This is a genomic window from Micromonospora sp. NPDC007220 (genome assembly GCF_040634035.1).
Taxonomy (GTDB): domain Bacteria; phylum Actinomycetota; class Actinomycetes; order Mycobacteriales; family Micromonosporaceae; genus Micromonospora; species Micromonospora reichwaldensis.
Map to the genome: position 1 here is coordinate 645,397 of NZ_JBEYEU010000001.1, position 17,200 is coordinate 662,596.

Annotated in this window: 16 protein-coding genes and 1 pseudogene; 10 read left to right on the forward strand and 7 right to left on the reverse strand. The window is 73.6% G+C overall.

What is annotated here, in order from left to right; all coding sequences use genetic code 11:
* The first annotated feature begins 11 nt into the window (after positions 1 to 11).
* The 6 genes from ABZ573_RS03145 to ABZ573_RS03170 are packed head-to-tail and all read left to right on the forward strand — an operon-like array spanning position 12 to position 5,616.
* Positions 12 to 1,013 carry an ABC transporter substrate-binding protein gene (locus tag ABZ573_RS03145; RefSeq protein WP_358115191.1) on the forward strand — a complete coding sequence of 334 codons (1,002 nt, stop codon included), beginning with the start codon at positions 12 to 14 and terminating at the stop codon, positions 1,011 to 1,013.
* Positions 1,010 to 1,825, forward strand: coding sequence for a siderophore-interacting protein (locus tag ABZ573_RS03150; protein ID WP_358115194.1), 816 nt, complete (start codon positions 1,010 to 1,012; stop codon positions 1,823 to 1,825). Before ABZ573_RS03145 ends, ABZ573_RS03150 begins: the two co-directional genes overlap by 4 nt.
* Positions 1,815 to 2,804, forward strand: coding sequence for an iron chelate uptake ABC transporter family permease subunit (locus ABZ573_RS03155; protein WP_358115197.1), 990 nt, complete (start codon positions 1,815 to 1,817; stop codon positions 2,802 to 2,804). The genes ABZ573_RS03150 and ABZ573_RS03155 overlap by 11 nt, the downstream gene beginning before the upstream one ends.
* Positions 2,801 to 3,820, forward strand: coding sequence for an iron chelate uptake ABC transporter family permease subunit (locus ABZ573_RS03160; RefSeq protein WP_358115200.1), 1,020 nt, complete (start codon positions 2,801 to 2,803; stop codon positions 3,818 to 3,820). The genes ABZ573_RS03155 and ABZ573_RS03160 overlap by 4 nt, the downstream gene beginning before the upstream one ends.
* Entirely contained in the window at positions 3,817 to 4,593 is a 777-nt protein-coding gene (locus ABZ573_RS03165) for an ABC transporter ATP-binding protein (RefSeq protein WP_327030394.1), read from the forward strand. The genes ABZ573_RS03160 and ABZ573_RS03165 overlap by 4 nt, the downstream gene beginning before the upstream one ends.
* Positions 4,594 to 4,638: 45 nt before the next feature.
* Positions 4,639 to 5,616 (forward strand): zinc-binding dehydrogenase, encoded by a 978-nt coding sequence (locus tag ABZ573_RS03170; protein WP_151455531.1) that lies wholly within the window; start codon positions 4,639 to 4,641, stop codon positions 5,614 to 5,616.
* A 9-nt stretch (positions 5,617 to 5,625) separates the two neighbouring features.
* Here ABZ573_RS03170 and ABZ573_RS03175 read toward each other — a convergent pair whose 3' ends face one another.
* From ABZ573_RS03175 to ABZ573_RS03185, 3 genes are all read right to left on the reverse strand, one after another.
* Positions 5,626 to 6,288 (reverse strand): class I SAM-dependent methyltransferase, encoded by a 663-nt coding sequence (locus tag ABZ573_RS03175; RefSeq protein ID WP_225852290.1) that lies wholly within the window; start codon positions 6,286 to 6,288, stop codon positions 5,626 to 5,628.
* Positions 6,289 to 6,535: 247 nt separating this feature from the next.
* Positions 6,536 to 7,135 (reverse strand): ATP-dependent Clp protease proteolytic subunit, encoded by a 600-nt coding sequence (locus tag ABZ573_RS03180; RefSeq protein ID WP_151455529.1) that lies wholly within the window; start codon positions 7,133 to 7,135, stop codon positions 6,536 to 6,538.
* A gap of 154 nt (positions 7,136 to 7,289) precedes the next feature.
* Positions 7,290 to 7,787, reverse strand: a complete 498-nt coding sequence (locus ABZ573_RS03185; protein WP_327030396.1) for a helix-turn-helix transcriptional regulator — start codon at positions 7,785 to 7,787, stop codon at positions 7,290 to 7,292.
* 207 nt (positions 7,788 to 7,994) lie between these two features.
* On the opposite strand from ABZ573_RS03185, the gene ABZ573_RS03190 reads away from it, so the two are divergent.
* Positions 7,995 to 9,008 (forward strand): NAD-binding protein, encoded by a 1,014-nt coding sequence (locus tag ABZ573_RS03190; RefSeq protein ID WP_151455527.1) that lies wholly within the window; start codon positions 7,995 to 7,997, stop codon positions 9,006 to 9,008.
* Positions 9,009 to 9,537: 529 nt separating this feature from the next.
* Here the strand turns inward: ABZ573_RS03190 and ABZ573_RS03195 are convergent.
* The 3 genes from ABZ573_RS03195 to ABZ573_RS03205 form a co-directional block, all read right to left on the reverse strand.
* The gene (locus ABZ573_RS03195) at positions 9,538 to 10,572 is read right to left on the reverse strand and encodes a 2-oxoacid:ferredoxin oxidoreductase subunit beta (RefSeq protein ID WP_151455526.1); all 1,035 of its coding nucleotides are present in this window, start codon (positions 10,570 to 10,572) and stop codon (positions 9,538 to 9,540) included.
* Positions 10,565 to 12,412 carry a 2-oxoacid:acceptor oxidoreductase subunit alpha gene (locus ABZ573_RS03200; protein ID WP_358115207.1) on the reverse strand — a complete coding sequence of 616 codons (1,848 nt, stop codon included), beginning with the start codon at positions 12,410 to 12,412 and terminating at the stop codon, positions 10,565 to 10,567. Before ABZ573_RS03200 ends, ABZ573_RS03195 begins: the two co-directional genes overlap by 8 nt.
* Positions 12,413 to 12,725: 313 nt before the next feature.
* A complete protein-coding gene (locus ABZ573_RS03205) occupies positions 12,726 to 14,135 on the reverse strand; it encodes a hypothetical protein (RefSeq protein ID WP_358115210.1) in 1,410 nt (469 codons plus the stop codon).
* Positions 14,136 to 14,266: 131 nt separating this feature from the next.
* Here ABZ573_RS03205 and ndhC point away from each other — a divergent pair, with 131 nt between their 5' ends.
* The gene (gene ndhC / locus ABZ573_RS03210; RefSeq protein ID WP_121396759.1) at positions 14,267 to 14,644 is read left to right on the forward strand and encodes an NADH-quinone oxidoreductase subunit A; all 378 of its coding nucleotides are present in this window, start codon (positions 14,267 to 14,269) and stop codon (positions 14,642 to 14,644) included.
* 69 nt (positions 14,645 to 14,713) lie between these two features.
* Here the strand turns inward: ndhC and folP are convergent, their stop codons facing one another.
* On the reverse strand, positions 14,714 to 15,583 hold the full coding sequence (gene folP, locus ABZ573_RS03215) for a dihydropteroate synthase (RefSeq protein WP_151455522.1): 870 nt from the start codon (positions 15,581 to 15,583) through the stop codon (positions 14,714 to 14,716).
* A 200-nt stretch (positions 15,584 to 15,783) separates the two neighbouring features.
* On the opposite strand from folP, the pseudogene ABZ573_RS03220 reads away from it, so the two are divergent.
* Both ABZ573_RS03220 and ABZ573_RS03225 read left to right on the forward strand, forming a co-directional pair.
* A pseudogene (locus tag ABZ573_RS03220) lies at positions 15,784 to 16,140 on the forward strand (DivIVA domain-containing protein); the annotation flags it as partial.
* A 542-nt stretch (positions 16,141 to 16,682) separates the two neighbouring features.
* Entirely contained in the window at positions 16,683 to 17,180 is a 498-nt protein-coding gene (locus ABZ573_RS03225; RefSeq protein WP_132231660.1) for an SRPBCC family protein, read from the forward strand.
* Positions 17,181 to 17,200: the final 20 nt, after the last annotated feature.

A 17,200-nucleotide genomic window follows, 5' to 3' on the forward strand; every position in this document is an offset into this window, starting at 1 on the left:
AGGATCAGTAGATGTCCGTACGACAGCACTGGCGTCTGGCCGCCGCCGCCCTGGCGCTCGCCGTGGTCACCGGTTGCGGCTCCGACGGCGCCGAATCCGCCGCGACGTCCGACGGCTCCGCCGGGACCCGCGTCTTCTCCGCCGACAACGGCGAGATCACCATCCCGGTCGACCCTGAGCGCGTCGTCGCCACCGGATACGCGGTGCCGGTCCTCATCGAGGCGGACGCCGCCCTGGTGGGGATCTCCACCTGGAAGCGCGGCCTGGCGATGATGACCGCGCAGGACCGGGCCACCTACGACCGGCTGCCCAAGGTGGCCGGCGAGGCGGCCGCCGAGACCAACTACGAGGCCATCGCCGCCGCCAAGCCGGACCTCATCGTGATCGGCGTGCCGAAGCCCGTCCTCGGCGACATCGACATGAAGCGGCTCGAGAGCATCGCGCCCGTCGTGGCGATCGGCCCGACGGTCCCCGACGCCTGGCGCGAGCTGTCCCGCCGCCAGTCCGACGCCGCCGGGCGCACCACGCACTTCCAGGCGGCCAAGGACGCGTACGAGAAGAAGGCGGGGGAGCTGAAGGCCAAGTACGGCGACGCCCTCGCCAGCCTCAAGTTCGGGCACGTCGGCGCGTACGGCGACATCTCCAAGGGCACGTTCCACCGCGAGTTCGCCAAGTCGTGGGGCACCAACATCGCCCAGGACGTGGGCGTGACCTACTACGGCGAGGTCAAGGAGCAGGGCGGGGGCGGGCTCGACGTCACCGAGTACCCGGCGATCGAGGAACTGCCGGAGAGCCTCGGCGCGGCCGACGCGATCACGTACACGCTCCAGCCCGACGGCACCCCCGCCGAGGCGGTGAAGCAGGTGCTCGACTCCGCACTGTGGAAGAACCTGCCCGCGGTCAAGGCCGGCCGGGTGTTCCCGTTGCAGTACACGGAGGCGGCGACGTACGAGTCTGCCCTCAGGACCCTCGACTCCGTCGACAAGGCGTTCGCGCCGCTGCTCGCGTCATGACCGTCGACCGCCACGATCCGGCCGGCCGGGTCGCCGCCCACCACCGCGCCGGCAGCGGTACGGCCCGGATCGGCTACCCGATCGGGGTGCGCGGCGTCCGGGTCGTCGCCCGGCGGCAGCTGACCCCGCGCATGCTGCGGCTGACCCTCGGCGGCCCGGCCCTCGCCGACTTCCACACCTACCAGGCGGACGACCACGTCAAGATCGTCTTCCCCGACCCGGACGGCACCCGCCGCGACCCCGTCCCGGACGGCCGGGGCATGCTCGACTGGCCACGCCCGCTGCCGACCACCCGCAAGTACACGGTGCGCCGGTACGACCCCGCCACCAACGAACTCGACCTGGACTTCGTGCTGCACGACGGCGGCGTCGCCTCGACGTGGGCGGCCACGGCGGCCGTGGGCGACGAGGTGACGATCGCGGGCCCGCCCGGAGCGAAGGCGTTCCCGCACACCTACGACCACTACGTCCTCGCCGTCGACGCCACCGCCCTGCCGGCCGTCGCGCGGTGGCTGGAGGAATCGCCGGCCGACGTGTCGGCGCACCTGGTGGCCGAGGTCGACGACGCCGCCGAACGGGGCTACCCGCTGGCGCCGCGCGACCGGGTGGCCGTGACGTGGCTGGTGCGCGAGGGCACCGGGTCGACGCTGGCGGAGGAGGTGCGGTCGCTGCGCCTGCCGGCTGGGCGTACGTTCCTCTTCGCGGCCGGCGAGGCGACCGACATCAGGCCCCTGCGCGCCTGGAGCCGGGACCGCCTGGACTCGCTGATCACCGGGTACTGGAAACGCGGGATCGCCGGGCTTGAAGACTGACCTGCCCCGACGGGCGACGCTCCTGCTCGTGTCCGCCGCGCTGCTCGTCGTCGCGGCGGGCACGAGCATGGCCGTGGGGGCGCGCCCCGTCGCGCCGGCCGAGGTGTGGCGGGCGCTCACCGACTTCGCGGGCACCACCGACCACCTCGTCGTACGCGACATCCGGCTGCCCCGCACGATCCTCGGCGTCTGCGTCGGCGCCGCCCTCGGCGCGGCCGGCGTGCTGATCCAGACCCTGACCCGCAACCCGCTGGCCGAGCCCGGGATCCTCGGCGTGACCGCCGGGGCCGGTTTCGCGATCAACCTGGGTGTCCTGGCGGGCGTCGCCGGGTCACAGGCCGGTCAGCTCGGCCTCGCGGTGGCCGGTGCCGTCGCCGCGGCGGTCGCGGTCCACGCCGTCGGGCGCTCCTCGCCGCTGCGGCTGGTCCTCGCCGGCGTCGCGCTGAGCTGGGTCCTGATGGGCGTCTCGCTCGGCCTGCGGCTGACCTTCCCCGACGTCTTCGACCGGTACCGGTTCTGGTCGGTGGGGGCGATGGCCGGCACCGAGCAGACCCCGTTGGCGCTGCCCGTACTGGTGACCGTGGCCGGCCTGGTCGCCGCGATGGTCGCGGCCCGGCCGTTGAACGCGCTGGCGCTCGGCGAGCACGTCGCCCACGCGCTCGGCGCCCACGTGACGCGGATCCGGGTCACCGTCCTGGTGCTCGTCACGCTGCTCACCGGAGTCGCCACGGCCGTCGCCGGGCCGATCGCGTTCGTCGGCCTCATGGTGCCGCACCTGGCGCGGCGGCTCGCCGTCGACTCGATTCCCTGGATCATGGCGTACTCGATGCTGCTCGGCCCGTTCCTGCTGCTCGCCGCCGACATCGGGTCGCGGATCCTGCTGCCCACGGGCGAGGTGCCGGTGTCGATCGTCACGGCGTTCCTGGGCGGCCCGGTGCTGATCTGGGCCGTCCGTCGCTACGGCACGGCGGCGCTGTGAGCACGCTGACGCTGCGGGCTGGGCCGGTGATGGTCGAGGTCGAACGGCGTACGGCCGTCGTGACGTCGGCGCTCGTCGCGGTCGCCGCAGGCCTCGCCCTGCTGGGGCTGTGCCAGGGGCAGGACTGGGCCACCCCGGCGGAGGTGCTCACCGCACTGACCCGGGGCGGCGAGTCCGCCTTCGTGATCCGGGAGTGGCGGCTGCCCCGGGTGGCCGCGGCGCTGGTCTTCGGCGCCTCCCTCGGGCTCGCCGGGGCGGTCTTCCAGAACCTGACCCGCAACGCGCTGGGCAGCCCGGACGTCATCGGCCTCGACGCGGGCGCGTACACCGGGGCGCTGGTGGCGATCACGGTGCTGAACGGCACCGCCGGGCAGCTCGCGGCGGGCTCGGTGGCCGGCGGACTGCTGGCCGCCGCGGTCATCTACGTGCTGTCGCTGGACTCCGGGCTCAGCGGCCTCCGGCTGATCGTCGTCGGAATCGCCGTCAACGCGATGCTGACGGCGCTCAACTCCTGGATCGTCCTGCGGGCCGAGATCGACGTGGCGCTCGCCGCGACCGGGTGGAGCGCCGGCTCGCTCAACGGCGTCGACTGGGCCGAGGTCCGTCTCCCGTTCGCCGTCATCGGGCTGTTCGTGCTGCTGCTCGTCGTGATCTCCCACGCCATGCACCAGGCGGCGCTGGGCGACCAGGTCGCCCGCACCACCGGCGTACGCCTGGGCCGGCTCCGGCTGCTGATGGTCCTGGCCGGCGTCGGCTGCACCGCGACCGTGACCGCGATCGCCGGGCCGGTGGTGTTCATCGCCCTCGCCGCGCCCCAGATCGGTCGGCGGCTCGCGCGGGCCGCCGGGGTGCCCCTGGTGCCGGCGGCGCTGACCGGCGGGGTGCTGCTGCTGGCCGCCGACCTCGTCGCGCAGGTGCTGCTGGCGCCGGTCGCGCTGCCGGTCGGCGTGGTCACGACGGCCATCGGCGGCTGCTATCTCATCTGGCTGCTCGGCATGGAGGTGAAACGACGGTGACCAGCCGCCTGACCGCGGAGGACGTCACGCTCGGCTACGGCGAGCGGGTGGTGTCGACGCGGGTGAGCCTGGCCGTGCCGGACGGCACGTTCACGGCGATAGTCGGGCCCAACGCGTGCGGGAAGTCGACGTTGCTGAAGGCGTTCGTCCGGCTGCTCACGCCCTCGTCGGGCACGATCCGCCTCGACGGCCGGGACGTCGCCGAGCACCGGCCGAAGCGGTTCGCGCGTCAGGTCGGCTTCCTGCCCCAGGGCCTCGTCGCCCCGGAGGACATCGTCGTCCGGCGGCTCGTCGCCCGGGGCCGGTACCCGCACCAGTCCCTGCTCGCCACCGGGTCGGCCGCCGACGAGGAGGCCGTCCGGTCGGCCATGGCGGTGGCCGGCGTCACGGACCTCGCCGAGCGGCCCGTCGAGGAGCTCTCCGGGGGCCAGCGGCAACGGGTCTGGATCGCGATGGTGCTGGCCCAGGAGACGCCGTACCTGCTGCTCGACGAGCCCACCACCTTCCTCGACATCACCCACCAGTACGAGCTGCTGGCGCTCTTCGCGCGGCTGCGCGACGAGGGGCGCACGATCGTCGCCGTCCTGCACGACATCAACCAGGCGTGCCGGTTCGCCGACCACATCGTGGCGATGAAGGACGGCCGGGTGGTCGCGCAGGGGCCGCCGGCCGACGTGGTGGACGCCGCCCTCATGCGCGAGGTGTTCGGCCTGCCGAGCCTGGTGATGCCGAACCCGGCGACGGGGACCCCGATGGTGGTGCCGACCGTCTGACTCCGGGGTTGACCTGAAGCGGGATTGAGGTTGTCGGATGGGGACATGCGTGCCATTCGGCTTCACGAGTTCGGTCCCCCCGGAAACCTGGTGCTCGACGACCTGCCCGACCTGACACCCGGCCCCGGCCAGGTCCGGATCGCGGTGTCGGCCAGCGGCGTGCACCTGCTCGACACGACCCTGCGCCGGGGCGAGGCCGGCGGCCCGCTCCCGCTGCCCGACCTGCCCACCATCCCCGGCCGGGAGGTCGCCGGCGTCGTCGACGAGCTGGGCGAGGGCGTGGACGGGGCGTGGCGCGGGCGGCGGGTCGTCGCGCACCTGGGCATGGTGCCGGGCGGGTACGCCGAGCAGGCGGTCACCGACGTCGGCTCGCTGTACGCCGTACCGCCGGGGCTGACCGACGCCGAGGCGGTGGCCGCGGTCGGCACGGGCCGTACGACACTCGGGATCTTCGACCTGGAGCCGCCGACGGCGGACGACGTCGTCTTCGTGCCGTCGGCGGCCGGCGGGGTCGGCTGGCTGCTGGCGCAGGCCGCGCGGACGACCGGCGCCACCGTGGTGGCGGCGGCGCGCGGCGCCGACCGGACGGCGAAGCTGCGCGAGCTGGGCGCGGACCTCGTGGTGGACTACGGCCAGCCGGACTGGGTCGGGACGGTGCGGGACCGGGTCGGCGGCCTGAGCCTGGTGTACGACGGGGTGGGCGGCGCGGTGGGCCGGGCCGCCCTGGAGCTGACGCGGCCGGGCGGCCGGTTCATGATGTTCGGCTGGTCGGCCGGCGAGGCGACCCGGATCGACACCGGCGACGTCATCGGCCGGGGCCTGACCGTGGGCTGGCTGGGTCAGCGGCTTCGCGCCCTGCCCGGCGGCATCCCGGCGCTGGCCGCCCGGTCGCTGGAGCTGGCCGGGCAGGGCTGGTGGCGACCGCTGGTCTCGACCTACCCGCTGGCCGACGCCGCCACCGCGCACGACGACCTGGAGGGACGCCGGGCGCTCGGCAAGGTGGTGCTCACCGTCGCACGCTGACCCGGCGCCTCAGCCGGCCGGCCGGCGGGCCACCAGGTACGCCTGCGGCGTGCGCTCCGGCTGGCTCCCGAAGGCCTCGGGCTCGCGCACCAGCCGGACGCGGACGTCCAGCCCCGCGTCGGTCAGCAGCTCGGCGACCCGGTCCGGTCGGCGGCGCCGGAATTCCAGCGAGACCGGGTGGCCGAGCGCCTCGGTCAGGTGCAGCGGCTCGTCGCCGACCTGGAACGCCAGGACCAGGTGACCGCCGGGCGTCAACGTCCGGTGGAAGTCCGCGAAGGTGGCCGGGAGCAGGTCGTCCGGGACGTGGATGGTCGAGTACCAGGCCACGACGCCGCTGAGGGAGGCGTCGGGCAGCCCCAGATCGGGCATCGCGCCCACGTCGAAGCGCAGGTCGGGGTGGACCCGGCGGGCGACCTCGACCATCCGCGGGGAGAGGTCGATGCCGAACGCGTCGAGCCCGAGCCCGTGCAGGTACCCGGTGAGCCGGCCGGGGCCGCAGCCGACGTCGGCGACGGGCCCGTTCCCGGCGGCGCGCACGAGGTCGGCGAAGGCGGTGAGGACCGCCCGCTCCCACGGGTTGGCGACCAGCTCGTCCTGGAACCGCTCGGCGTAGTCGACGGCCAGGGCGTCGTAGGACGATCGGGTGTCATGCGGGTGCTCGGATTCGATCACGCCCAGGCACGCTACCGGTCCTGCGCGCCGAACGGCGAACACCTGCGCTACGCGGCGTAGGCGGACGTAACGAGATTCGTGCACAAGACGCTGCGCCAGCAGTCCGCGCGGATTCCCACTGGCGGGAATAGGCTCCGTCGTATCGGCGGCCAGCACGGCGATGGCCATCGCGTACCGGAGGTCGGACGCGGATCGAGGGGGCGCGTCCGGCGCCGGTGTCGCCGCCTCCCGTCGCGGCCCGGCTCCGTCAGCTCCCCGGGAGCTGCTCGGCCCTCGTGACCACCCGGTCGATCAGGCCGTACTCGCGGGCCTGCTCGGCGGTGAACCACCGGTCGCGGTCCCAGTCCCGCTGGATCTCCTCCAGGCTGCGCCCGCTGTGCCGGGCGATCAGCTCCTGCATGGTCTGCTTCACGTGCAGCATGTTCTCCGCCTGGATCGTGATGTCCGCGGCGGTGCCGCCCATCCCGCCGGACGGCTGGTGCATCATGATCCGTGAGTGGGGCAGCGCGTAACGCTTGCCGGCCGTGCCCGCGCAGAGCAGGAACTGCCCCATCGAGCCGGCGAAGCCGAGCGCCACCGTCGCCACGTCGTTGCGGACGAACCGCATCGTGTCGTAGACGGCCATGCCCGCGCTGACCGAGCCACCCGGCGAGTTGATGTAGAGCACGATGTCCCGCTCCGGATCCTCGGCGGCGAGCAGCAGCATCTGGGCGCAGATCTGGTTCGCCGAGGCGTCGGTGACCTCGGTGCCGAGGAAGATGATCCGCTCCTTCAGCAGCCGGTCGAACACCTGGTCGCCGAAGGACGGCTGCCCACCGTCAAACATCCGTACGTCGAGACCGATCATCGCGTCCGCCCTTCCGGCACTGCCGGCGGGCGACCGGAGGGGCGCCCGGGGGACCGGCACCTCCAGCCTGCGCGGAACGGGACGCGCGGGGCCAGCCATTCTGCCGGCGGCAGATCAGCCGACGGCAGATCAGCCGACGGCAGAACCGGCCGGCCTAGACGACGGTCAACGTCCGCGTGCCCGCCCGTGTCCGCCCGCAGCCCAGCGCGACGCGGGTACGCGGACCGGAGCGCCCGCCCACGGCGGAGGTGGGCCGCCCGACCCGCAGGGTCGTGCCGCCCGAACGCGGAGCCAGGTGGAGCAGGGGGCCGCCGGCCCGGGGAGCGACCCGCACGGCCGGGGCGGCGGCGTCGGGCCGGCCGACCTCCGCCCGCTCCAGCCGGGCCAGGCCGGCCCGGGGTGCGGACGGGATGCGCGGCTCGACCCGACGCAGGTCGTCGCGCGCCTCCTCCAACAGGTCGGACAGGTGGATGCCGAGCGCCCGGCAGATCGCCGCGAGCACCTCCGAGGAGGCCTCCTTGCGACCGCGTTCGACCTCGGAAAGGTAGGGCACCGACACTCCGGCGGCCTCGGCCACCTCGCGCAGCGTGCGGCCCTGCCGCAGCCGGAGCCGGCGCAGCACCCCGCCGATCACTCGTCGCAGCAACGACATGCGGGCCTCACTCTCGGGCTCGTCGTCCGGGACACCCCCATCATGCCCCCTGTCGGGCGCGCGGGTCGTCCCGTCGTGCCGCGCGTCGTGGGGTGAGCCGTGGGGTGAGCCGTGGTGACCCGGGTCGGCGACCCCGCCGTGCGAGATCCGCGCTGGCCGCTATGTTGTGGTCGTGCAGGCGACGACAGGGCCGGGACAGGCCCTCACGTGATCCACTTTCCGGCCCAGCGACGGGGCCCCCTGAGCGCGCTGAGTCTCCGACTGGCCGCCGCCATCGGCCTGGTCTTCGCCACCGTCGCCGTGGTCTACCTCGACCGGGACGGCTACCGCGACGTCAACGAGGACGCGCTGACCCTCCTCGACTGCTTCTACTACGCGGTGGTCACCCTCTCGACCACCGGCTACGGGGACATCACCCCGGTCAGCCAGACGGCCCGGCTGATCAACGTCGTCTACATCACGCCCGCCCGGGTGATCTTCCTGATCATCCTGGTCGGCACCACCCTGGAAGTGCTGACCGAGCAGTACCGCACCGGGCGTCGCCTGTCGCGGTGGAGGAGAGCCGTGAAGGACCACGTCATCATCTGCGGCTACGGGACGAAGGGCCGCAGCGCGGTCTCCGCCCTGATGGAGAACGGGCTCGACAAGTCCCGGATCGTGGTGGTGGAACGCAGCGGTCCGGCGCTGCGGCAGGCCACCTCGGCCGGCCTGGTGGCGATCGAGGGCTCGGCGACCCGCTCGTCGGTGCTCAACGAGGCACACGTACGCAACGCCAAGGCGGTGATCATCGCGACCGACAGCGACGACGCCTCGGTCCTGGTGGCGTTGACCGTACGGCAGCTCACCGCCGGGCAGGTGCGGATCATCGCCGCCGCCCGGGAGGCGGAGAACGCCCCGCTGCTCAAGCAGAGCGGCGCCCACCACGTGATCGTCTCCTCGGCCACCGCCGGCCGGCTGCTGGGCCTGTCCACCTCGGCCCCGCCGCTGATCGACGTGGTGGAGGACCTGCTCACCCCCGGCCAGGGCATGGCGCTGGCGATGCGCTCCGCCGAGCGCTCCGAGGTGGGCCGCTCGCCCCGGGAGCTGGAATCGCTGGTAATCGCCCTGGTCCGGCGGGGCAAGGTGGTCACCCTGGCCGACAAGGCCGGCGCGGTCATCGAGACCGGCGACATGCTGGTGCACGTACGCGACGACCGCCCGCACGCGACAGCCGCCCCCTGATCCGTGGTCGCCCTTGATCGGTCGGGCGTTGGTGGCGGGCCGCGGACGTCCGATCCGTGGGTCCGAGCCGGCACCGCTCTTCGCATGGTTAACGGACCCGTCTGTGGTCACGTTCGGTAACAACTCGTCCTCCGAGCGCCACTGCAGTCCGGGCCCTTTGCTCTGCATCCATATACGCGCCAGCTACCCTGAGTGCCTGGTGCGTATACGGCTGCAGAGCAAAGGGCCCACAAGGTCGGGGCGACCCGTCAGCGCGACTTTCAATGAATTCGCTGTTCACAGGGCTGCCAACCTCATTGGCGGCAGTCAGGGCTCGTTTCAAAGCCGACATCGCTGTCACTGAACGTAGTGAATCGCGAGGAGGCGAGGCCTGTCACTCAACGTGACGCGGCGATGCGGCCCCGGCGCTCGGGTTCCGGCAACCGTAGAAGGGTCCGCCACCGGTCGGTGGCGGACCCTTCTCGCGGTTCTGGCCCCTTGGGCGGCCAGCCTCCCCGGCTTCTCGCTCAGGGGCGGCCGGCCGTGCCGGTCAGAGGATCGTCCAGGTGTCCCCGCTGGCGAGGAGGCCGGCGAGCTGCTGCTCCGGGGTCTCGGTGACCTTCGCCTTCGCCTCGGCGAGCTGCTCCTGCACCACGCTGTCGTACGACGGCCGGTCCACCGAGCGGAACACGCCGATCGGGGTGTTCCGCAGGTCCAGGCCGGGCAGGCGGGAGAGCGCGAAGGCGTACGCCGGGTCGGTGACCGTCGCGTCGTGCACGACGATCTCACCCGGGCTGACCGACGCGGTCTCCCGGACCTCCAGGCCGAACCCGCCGGGCGGGTGCACGACGCAGAACTGCCCGTCCTTGCCGAACGTGATCGGCTGCCCGTGCTCCAGCCGGATCAGGAAGTCGTCGCGGGTGGCCGGCTCCTTGAGCTGGTCGAACGCGCCGTCGTTGAAGATGTTGCAGTTCTGGTAGATCTCCACGAACGCCGAGCCCTGGTGCTCCGCCGCCGCCCGCAGCACCGACTGGAGGTGCTTGCGGTCCGAGTCGATGGTGCGGCCGACGAAGGTGGCCTCGGCCCCGAGGGCGAGCGACAGCGGGTTGAACGGCGCGTCGGCCGAGCCGGCCGGGGTCGACTTCGTGACCTTCCCGACCTCGGAGGTCGGCGAGTACTGCCCCTTCGTCAGGCCGTAGATCCGGTTGTTGAACAGCAGGATCTTCAGGTTGACGTTGCGGCGCAGCGCGTGGATCAGGTGGTTGCCGCCGATGGAGAGGGCGTCGCCGTCGCCGGTCACCACCCAGACCGACAGGTCGGGCCGGGAGACCGACAGGCCGGTGGCGATCGCCGGGGCGCGGCCGTGGATCGAGTGCATCCCGTAGGTGTTCATGTAGTACGGGAAGCGGGAGGAACAGCCAATGCCGGAGACGAACACGGTCCGCTCGCGGGGGATGTTCAGTTCCGGCATGAACTGCTGGATCGCGGCGAGGATCGCGTAGTCGCCGCAGCCGGGGCACCAGCGCACCTCCTGGTCGGACTTGAAGTCCTTGGCGGTGAGCTTGAGGGCGACGGGCTCAGACATTCTTCAGGACCTCTTCCAGCATCGTCTCCAGCTCGACGGCCGTGAACGGCAGGCCGCGGACCTGGTTGTAGCCGATCGCGTCGACCAGGTACTTCGCCCGGATCACATGGGCGAGCTGGCCGAGGTTCATCTCGGGGATGACCACGCGGTCGTAGGAGCGCAGCACCGTGCCGAGGTTGGCCGGCATCGGGGCGAGGTGCCGCAGGTGCGCCTGCGCGATGGCGTGGCCGCGCTGGCGCAGGCCCCGGCACGCCGCGCCGATCGGCCCGTACGTGGAGCCCCAGCCGAGGACCAGCACCCGGGCGTCGCCATCCGGGTCCTCGACCTCGACGTCCGGCACCGGGATCGTCTCGATCCGGGCCGCCCGGGTGCGCACCATGAAGTCGTGGTTCGCCGGGTCGTACGAGATGTCGCCGGTCTTGTCGGCCTTCTCCAGGCCGCCGATGCGGTGCTCCAGCCCGGCGGTGCCCGGGACGGCCCACGGCCGGGCCAGGGTCTCCGGGTCGCGCAGGTACGGCAGGAACGTGGTGCCGTCGTCGCCGTTGGGCTTCGTGGCGAACTCGACCCGCAGGTCGGGCAGCGACTCGACGTCGGGCAGCAGCCACGGCTCGGAGCCGTTGGCGACGTAGTTGTCGGACAGCAGGATGACCGGCGTGCGGTAGGTCAGCGCGATCCGGGCCGCCTCGATGGCCGCGTGGAAGCAGTCCGACGGCGACTTCGGCGCGATCACCGCGACCGGCGCCTCCCCGTGACGGCCGTAGAGCGCCATGTTGAGGTCGGCCTGCTCGGTCTTGGTGGGCATGCCCGTGGAGGGACCGGCCCGCTGCACGTCGACGATGACCAGCGGCAGCTCCAGCGCCACCGCGAGGGAGATCGTCTCGCTCTTGAGCGCGACGCCCGGGCCGCTGGTGGTGGTGACGCCGAGCGAGCCGCCGTACGACGCGCCCAACGCCGCGCCGACCGCGGCGATCTCGTCCTCGGCCTGCATGGTGAGCACGCCGAAGCGCTTGTGCTTGCTCAGCTCGTGCAGGATGTCCGAGGCCGGGGTGATCGGGTAGGCGCCCAGGAAGACCGGCAGCCCGGAGCGGACGCCGGCGGCCACCAGGCCGAGCGACAGGGCCGCGTTGCCGGTGATGTTGCGGTAGGTGCCCGGCCGCATCTTCGCCGGCTTGACCTCGTAGCGGACCGCGAAGTCCTCGGTGGTCTCGCCGAAGTTCCAGCCGGCCCGGAACGCCGCGACGTTCGCCGCGACCAGCTCGGGGCGGGCGGCGAACTTGCGCTCCAGGAAGCGCAGCGTCGACTCGTACGGCCGGTTGTACATCCAGGAGAGCAGGCCGAGGGCGAACATGTTCTTGGCCCGTTCGGCGTCCTTCTTGGACACGGCAAGCTCGGCGAGCGCGCCCACCGTCATCGAGGTCAGCGCCACCGGGTGCACGACGTAGCCGGCGAGGGAGTCGTCCTCGAGCGGGTTCGACTGGTAGCCGACCTTGGCCAGGTTGCGCTTGGTGAACTCGTCGGTGTTGACGATGATGTCCGCGCCCCGCGGCAGGTCGGCGAGGTTCGCCTTGAGCGCCGCCGGGTTCATCGCCACCAGCACGTTCGGCGAGTCGCCGGGGGTCAGGATGTCGTAGTCGGCGAAGTGCACCTGGAAGCTCGACACGCCCGGCAGGGTGCCGGCGGGAGCCCGGATCTCCGCCGGGAAGTTCGGCAACGTGGAGATGTCGTTGCCGAGCTGCGCGGTCTCCGAGGTGAACCGGTCGCCGGTGAGCTGCATGCCGTCGCCGGAGTCACCGGCAAACCGGATCACCACCCGGTCCAGTTGACGGATCTGCTTGGTCACGCCTGCACCTCGCTTCGCTGGGCGCGGTCGCGCGGGCGGCTGAACATGATGGTGACCTCGCCTTGCCCGGCCACGTGACCTCCTTGACGCACCGCTGCACCAGACCCGCCGAGGCGGGCCCGGTCCGCTGTAGTTACCTCACCTGAGAGCCTACGTCGAATCGCGGCCCCAACCTTCTCGGAGGCCGCCCTGTGGGATGCGATCCAGCGAGATTCCACCCCGATTTGAGGTGTTTCCGTCCGCCCGCCGTAATCCAGATCACCGGTCGCGGGGTGGGCGGGACGCAGACCCGGTCGGACCAGGGCCGCCCGGGTCACTCGGTCGGTGCCGTGGACGGTCCACCCGCCGGGGCGGTCGTCCGCCGCCGCAGGGACGTGGTCGCCAGCGTGAGGGCGAACACCACCAGCAGCGTCGAGACCACGATCAGCAGGATCGCCGTCCGCCGTACCGAGCCACCTCCGCCGTCGCCGCTGACGGCCGCGGCGTCGGCGGCGAGCACGCCCTGCGACCCGGTCGGCGCGGGCGGCGAGGCCACCGGGGTCGCCAGCGCGGCGGCGGCGGTGATCCGGAAGCTCATCTGCACCTGCCGGGCCCGGCCGCTGCGCGGGTCGAGCTGGCCGAGCACCGCGCCGGCCAGCGGGGCCTGCCGCTGCGCCTCGGGGGTCGCGGAGACCGGCAGTCGCAGCTGTACGGTCCGGCCGGCGGCGAGGGTGCCCAGCTCGCAGCGCGTACGGGAGGGGTCGACCGTGGTGCAGCCGGACGGGGGCGTCGGCACGGTCACCCCGGCCGGCAGGACCACCTCGATCCGGCCCTCGGCGTCCACCTTCCCGGTGTTGCCCAGGCGCACGTCGAGCCCGCTCGACCCGCCACTGATGTCGAAGGAGACCGCGTCGGCGTCCAGCCTGATCCCCGGCACCGGCGGGCCGGGCGGGAAGAGCACCGCGAACCCCTCGTCGTCGCCCACCGGGCCGGGCACGCCGGGGGCGGTCGCGGTGACCCGGACGGAGCCGCTGAGCGGCATCCGCTTCCAGGCGTCGCCGTCGACGCGTACCCGGAGCAGGGTGCTGAACCGGGCGCCGGGCGCGCTGGCCCACTCCCCGCAGCGGCGCTCCCCGCCGCCGACCGGGGCGCAGCCCGCGGTGCCGGCGTCGGACAGCCCGGCCGGCAGCGTGTAGGACAGCCCGATCCGGGCGGGCGTGGCGCCCGTGTTCGTGATGGTCACCCGGAGCGTGGTCACCGTGCTCGGCGAGTTCCAGTACGCGGCGGTCAGGGTGATGTCGTCGGTCGTGACGCTGACCCCGGCCAGGGGCGCCGGCGGGGTGGTGGCGGGCGCGGAGGGCCGGACCGGCGGCACCGACGGCGCCGGGGGCGGTGCGGCGGTGGTCGGTGCGGCGGTGGTCGGCGCCGGCTGCTCCGGGGCCGTCGTCGTCGGGGCCGGCTCGGTCGTCGGGGCCGGTGGCGTGGTCTCCGGCGGCGGCGCCGTGGTCGAGGGCGCCTCGGTGGGCACCGGCCCCGTGTCCGTCGGATCCGCCGTGGGCGTGTCCCCGCCCGGCTCGCCGGCCGGCTCGGTCGCGGTGGAGGCGGCCCGGGCGCCGGTCGGTGCGGCGGTCGCCCAGCCGGGCACCGCGGCGATGGTCAGCCCGACCGCGAGGCCGATCGCCAACAGGGGCACGACGCGTCGGTCACGCGCCCGCCGGCCGGGCCGTACGTCCACGCGAGCCATCTGTCCTCCGGTGACGATGAGTGAGATCCCAATATTCGGCAATTGTTGCCAGAGGGCACTAGTCCCGCCGGGAAACGAATCCGTAACGGGTTCGACCCGGGCCGCGACGAGGAGCGGTAGGCTCAGCGACCGTGACCGGTTACCTGGGCTCGTACGCGACGCTCGGGCTGCTGCTGCTCGCCAGCGTCCTCTTCTTCGTTACGGCGTTCTCGGCCAACCGGGTGTTACGTCCTGCCCGTCCGGCGGATCCCTTCGGCAAGCGCACCAGCTACGAGTGCGGCCTCGACCCCGTCGGCGCCGACTGGGCGCAGATGCAGATCCGTTACTACGTGTACGCGTACCTCTACGTGTTGTTCGCCGTGGAGTCGGTGTTCCTCTTCCCCTGGGCGGTCGTCTTCGACCGGCCGGGATTCGGCATGGTCACGGTCGTGGAGATGGCGGTCTTCGTCGCGGTGCTGGCGCTCGGCATCCTCTACGCCTGGCGGAAGAACATCCTGCGCTGGTCCTGACCTCGGGCTCGGTCAGCCCCTCACCGCCCTGTCCCGCCACGGGCGGCCGCCGCTCCCGCACGGCGACGGTCAGGCGAGCCCGCGCCGGGTCAGCGTCGGCGGACGGTCGCCCCGGATCGAGGCGACCATGTCGAGCACCCGCCGGGTGGGGCGGACCTGGTGCGCGCGGAACACCCGGGCGCCCAGCCAGGCCGAGACCGCCGTGGCCGCGAGCGTTCCCTCCAGCCGTTCGGCCACCGGCAGGTCCAGCGTCTCGCCGATGAAGTCCTTGTTCGACAGGGCCACCAGCAGCGGCCAGCCGGTGCCGGAGAGCTCGCCGAGCCGGCGGGTGATCTCCAAGGAGTGGCGGGTGTTCTTGCCGAAGTCGTGCGCCGGGTCGATCAGGATCCCGTCGGCGCGTACGCCCAACGCGACCGCGCGTTCGGCGAGCCCGGTCACCGTCGTGAGCACGTCGGCGACCACGTCGGCGAAGGCCGCGCGGTGCGGGCGGGTCCGGGGCGCCAGGCCGCCGGCGTGCGAGCAGACCAGTCCGGCGCCCGTCTGCGCCGCCACCTGGGCCAGGGCCGGGTCGGCGCCGGACCAGGTGTCGTTGAGCAGGTCGGCGCCCGCCGCCACCGCCTCCACCGCCACCTCGGCCCGCCAGGTGTCGATCGAGATCACCACGTCGGGGAAGGCGGCCCGGACGGCGGCGATGGTCGCCACCGTACGACGGATCTCCTCGGCCACGTCGACCTCGGCGCCGGGACCGGCCTTGACCCCGCCGATGTCGATGATCTCGGCGCCCTCCTCGACCGCCCGCTCCACGGCGCGCAGCGCGCTGTCCTGGGCGAAGGTCGCGCCCTGGTCGAAGAACGAGTCCGGCGTGCGGTTGACGATCGCCATCACCACCAGCTCGTCCGGGCCGAACGTGCGCCCACCGAGCCGAAGCGCCCCGGCCATGCCGCCTCCTGAAGGTCCACCGCCGACCCGTCCCCGCCGTCGGCCGATGACGACGCTAGCCGGTCCGCCCGGGTCGGGCCCCGCCGGTCCGCTGTCGCCGCCTTCCGTACGGGTGCGTCGGGCGGGGGTCTTCGGCACGGATCCGGGGCGCGGCGGGTGGCGGGGTCGCTCCCGGCGGTTCGACGTGCCACGATCTGTGCATGGGTCAGGTTCTGCTCCTGCTGGTCGTGGCGTTGACCGTCGCGGCGGTCGTGTTCGGGGTGACGGTGCTGGTCTCCGGCCGGGATCCCGGCCTGGTGCCGGCCGAGCCGGACGGACGGTCCGTGCCGCTGCCGGCGTCCCGCCCGCTCGCCGAGTCCGACGTGGGCGAGGTCCGGTTCGACACGGCGCCGCGGGGCTACCGCATGGCCCAGGTCGACCACGCGTTGCGCCGGGCGGCCTACGACATCGGCTACAAGTCCGAGCTGATCGGCGTGCTGGAGGCGGAGGTCGCCGCGCTGCGCGAGGGGCGGACGGCGGATGCCGACGCCCTGCGCCGGGCGCGGGAGCAGGCGGCCGGGGCCGCCGCCGCCGAGCCGTCGCCGGAGGCCCGGGGGACGGTGCCGGTCGGGGCCGACCGGGCGGACGCACCGGGGGGCACCGACGTGGTCGTCGCGCCGATCCCCGCGTTCGCGGGCCCGACCGTCGCGTCGGCGGCGAAGGACGCGACGCCGGCCGGCTCCGCAGCCGCCAGGCACTCCGGCGACGCCGCCTTTGCCCGGCCCGGCGCCGACCGCGCCGCGGACCGGACCGGCGAGGACGACGCCGACACCGCCGCCGACACCCCCGTGGACCGGACGGGGGCGGGCGACACCGCCGTGGACCGGTCCGACGCGGGCGACGCGGCCGTGGACCGGCCCGGCGTGGGCGACGCCGCCGTGGACCGGCCTGACGCGGGCGACGCGGTCGTGGACCGGCCTGACGCGAGCGACGCCGCCGTGGATCGGCCCGGCGCGGGCGACGCCGCACCGCACCGCACCGACGCGGGCGACGGCACGACGCGGCCGGCGGGTGACGCGACCAGCCCCGGCCCGGTGGTCGGGTCGGGGTCGGAGTCGAAGTGACCGGTCCGGAACCCGGCGACGACCTGCGCGACGTGGCGCAGCCCGGCGCGGGCGAGGTCACGGCCACGGTGATCGTCGACGCGCCGGCGGAGCGGGTCTTCGCGGCGCTGACCGCCTGGGAGCGGCAGTCGGACTGGATCCCCTTCACCACCGTCCGGGTGGTCGAGGGCGACGGCGGCGAGGGCAGCCTGGTCGAGGCGGTCACGGCGCTCGGCCCCGCCGTGCTGCGTGACGAGATGCGGGTGGTCCGGGTGGACGCGCCCTACGAGGTGGGCGTGGTGCACTGCGGGAAGCTGCTGCGCGGCCCCGGCGTGCTCCGCTGCACGCCGCTGGAGCGGAACCGCACCCAGGTGGTCTGGCACGAGTGGTTCCACCTGCCCGGCGGGCCGGCGGGCCGGGTGGCCTGGCCGGTGCTCTGGCCCGGGTCGAAGTTCAGCCTGAGCCAGGCGCTGAAGAAGTTCGGTCGGCTGGTGGAGCAGGGCCGGCTCCCCTGACCGGGGCGGCCGGGGATCGT

Bases quoted from the DNA above. Each gene is read 5' to 3' on its own strand.
- ABZ573_RS03205 (WP_358115210.1), bottom strand. From the start codon at position 14,135: ATGGCTCGCGTGGACGTACGGCCCGGCCGGCGGGCGCGTGACCGACGC.
- ABZ573_RS03195 (WP_151455526.1), bottom strand. From the start codon at position 10,572: ATGTCTGAGCCCGTCGCCCTCAAGCTCACCGCCAAGGACTTCAAGTCC.
- ABZ573_RS03180 (WP_151455529.1), bottom strand. From the start codon at position 7,135: ATGATCGGTCTCGACGTACGGATGTTTGACGGTGGGCAGCCGTCCTTC.
- ABZ573_RS03150 (WP_358115194.1), top strand. From the start codon at position 1,010: ATGACCGTCGACCGCCACGATCCGGCCGGCCGGGTCGCCGCCCACCAC.
- ABZ573_RS03145 (WP_358115191.1), top strand. From the start codon at position 12: ATGTCCGTACGACAGCACTGGCGTCTGGCCGCCGCCGCCCTGGCGCTC.
- ABZ573_RS03185 (WP_327030396.1), bottom strand. From the start codon at position 7,787: ATGTCGTTGCTGCGACGAGTGATCGGCGGGGTGCTGCGCCGGCTCCGG.
- ABZ573_RS03170 (WP_151455531.1), top strand. From the start codon at position 4,639: ATGCGTGCCATTCGGCTTCACGAGTTCGGTCCCCCCGGAAACCTGGTG.
- folP (WP_151455522.1), bottom strand. From the start codon at position 15,583: ATGGCCGGGGCGCTTCGGCTCGGTGGGCGCACGTTCGGCCCGGACGAG.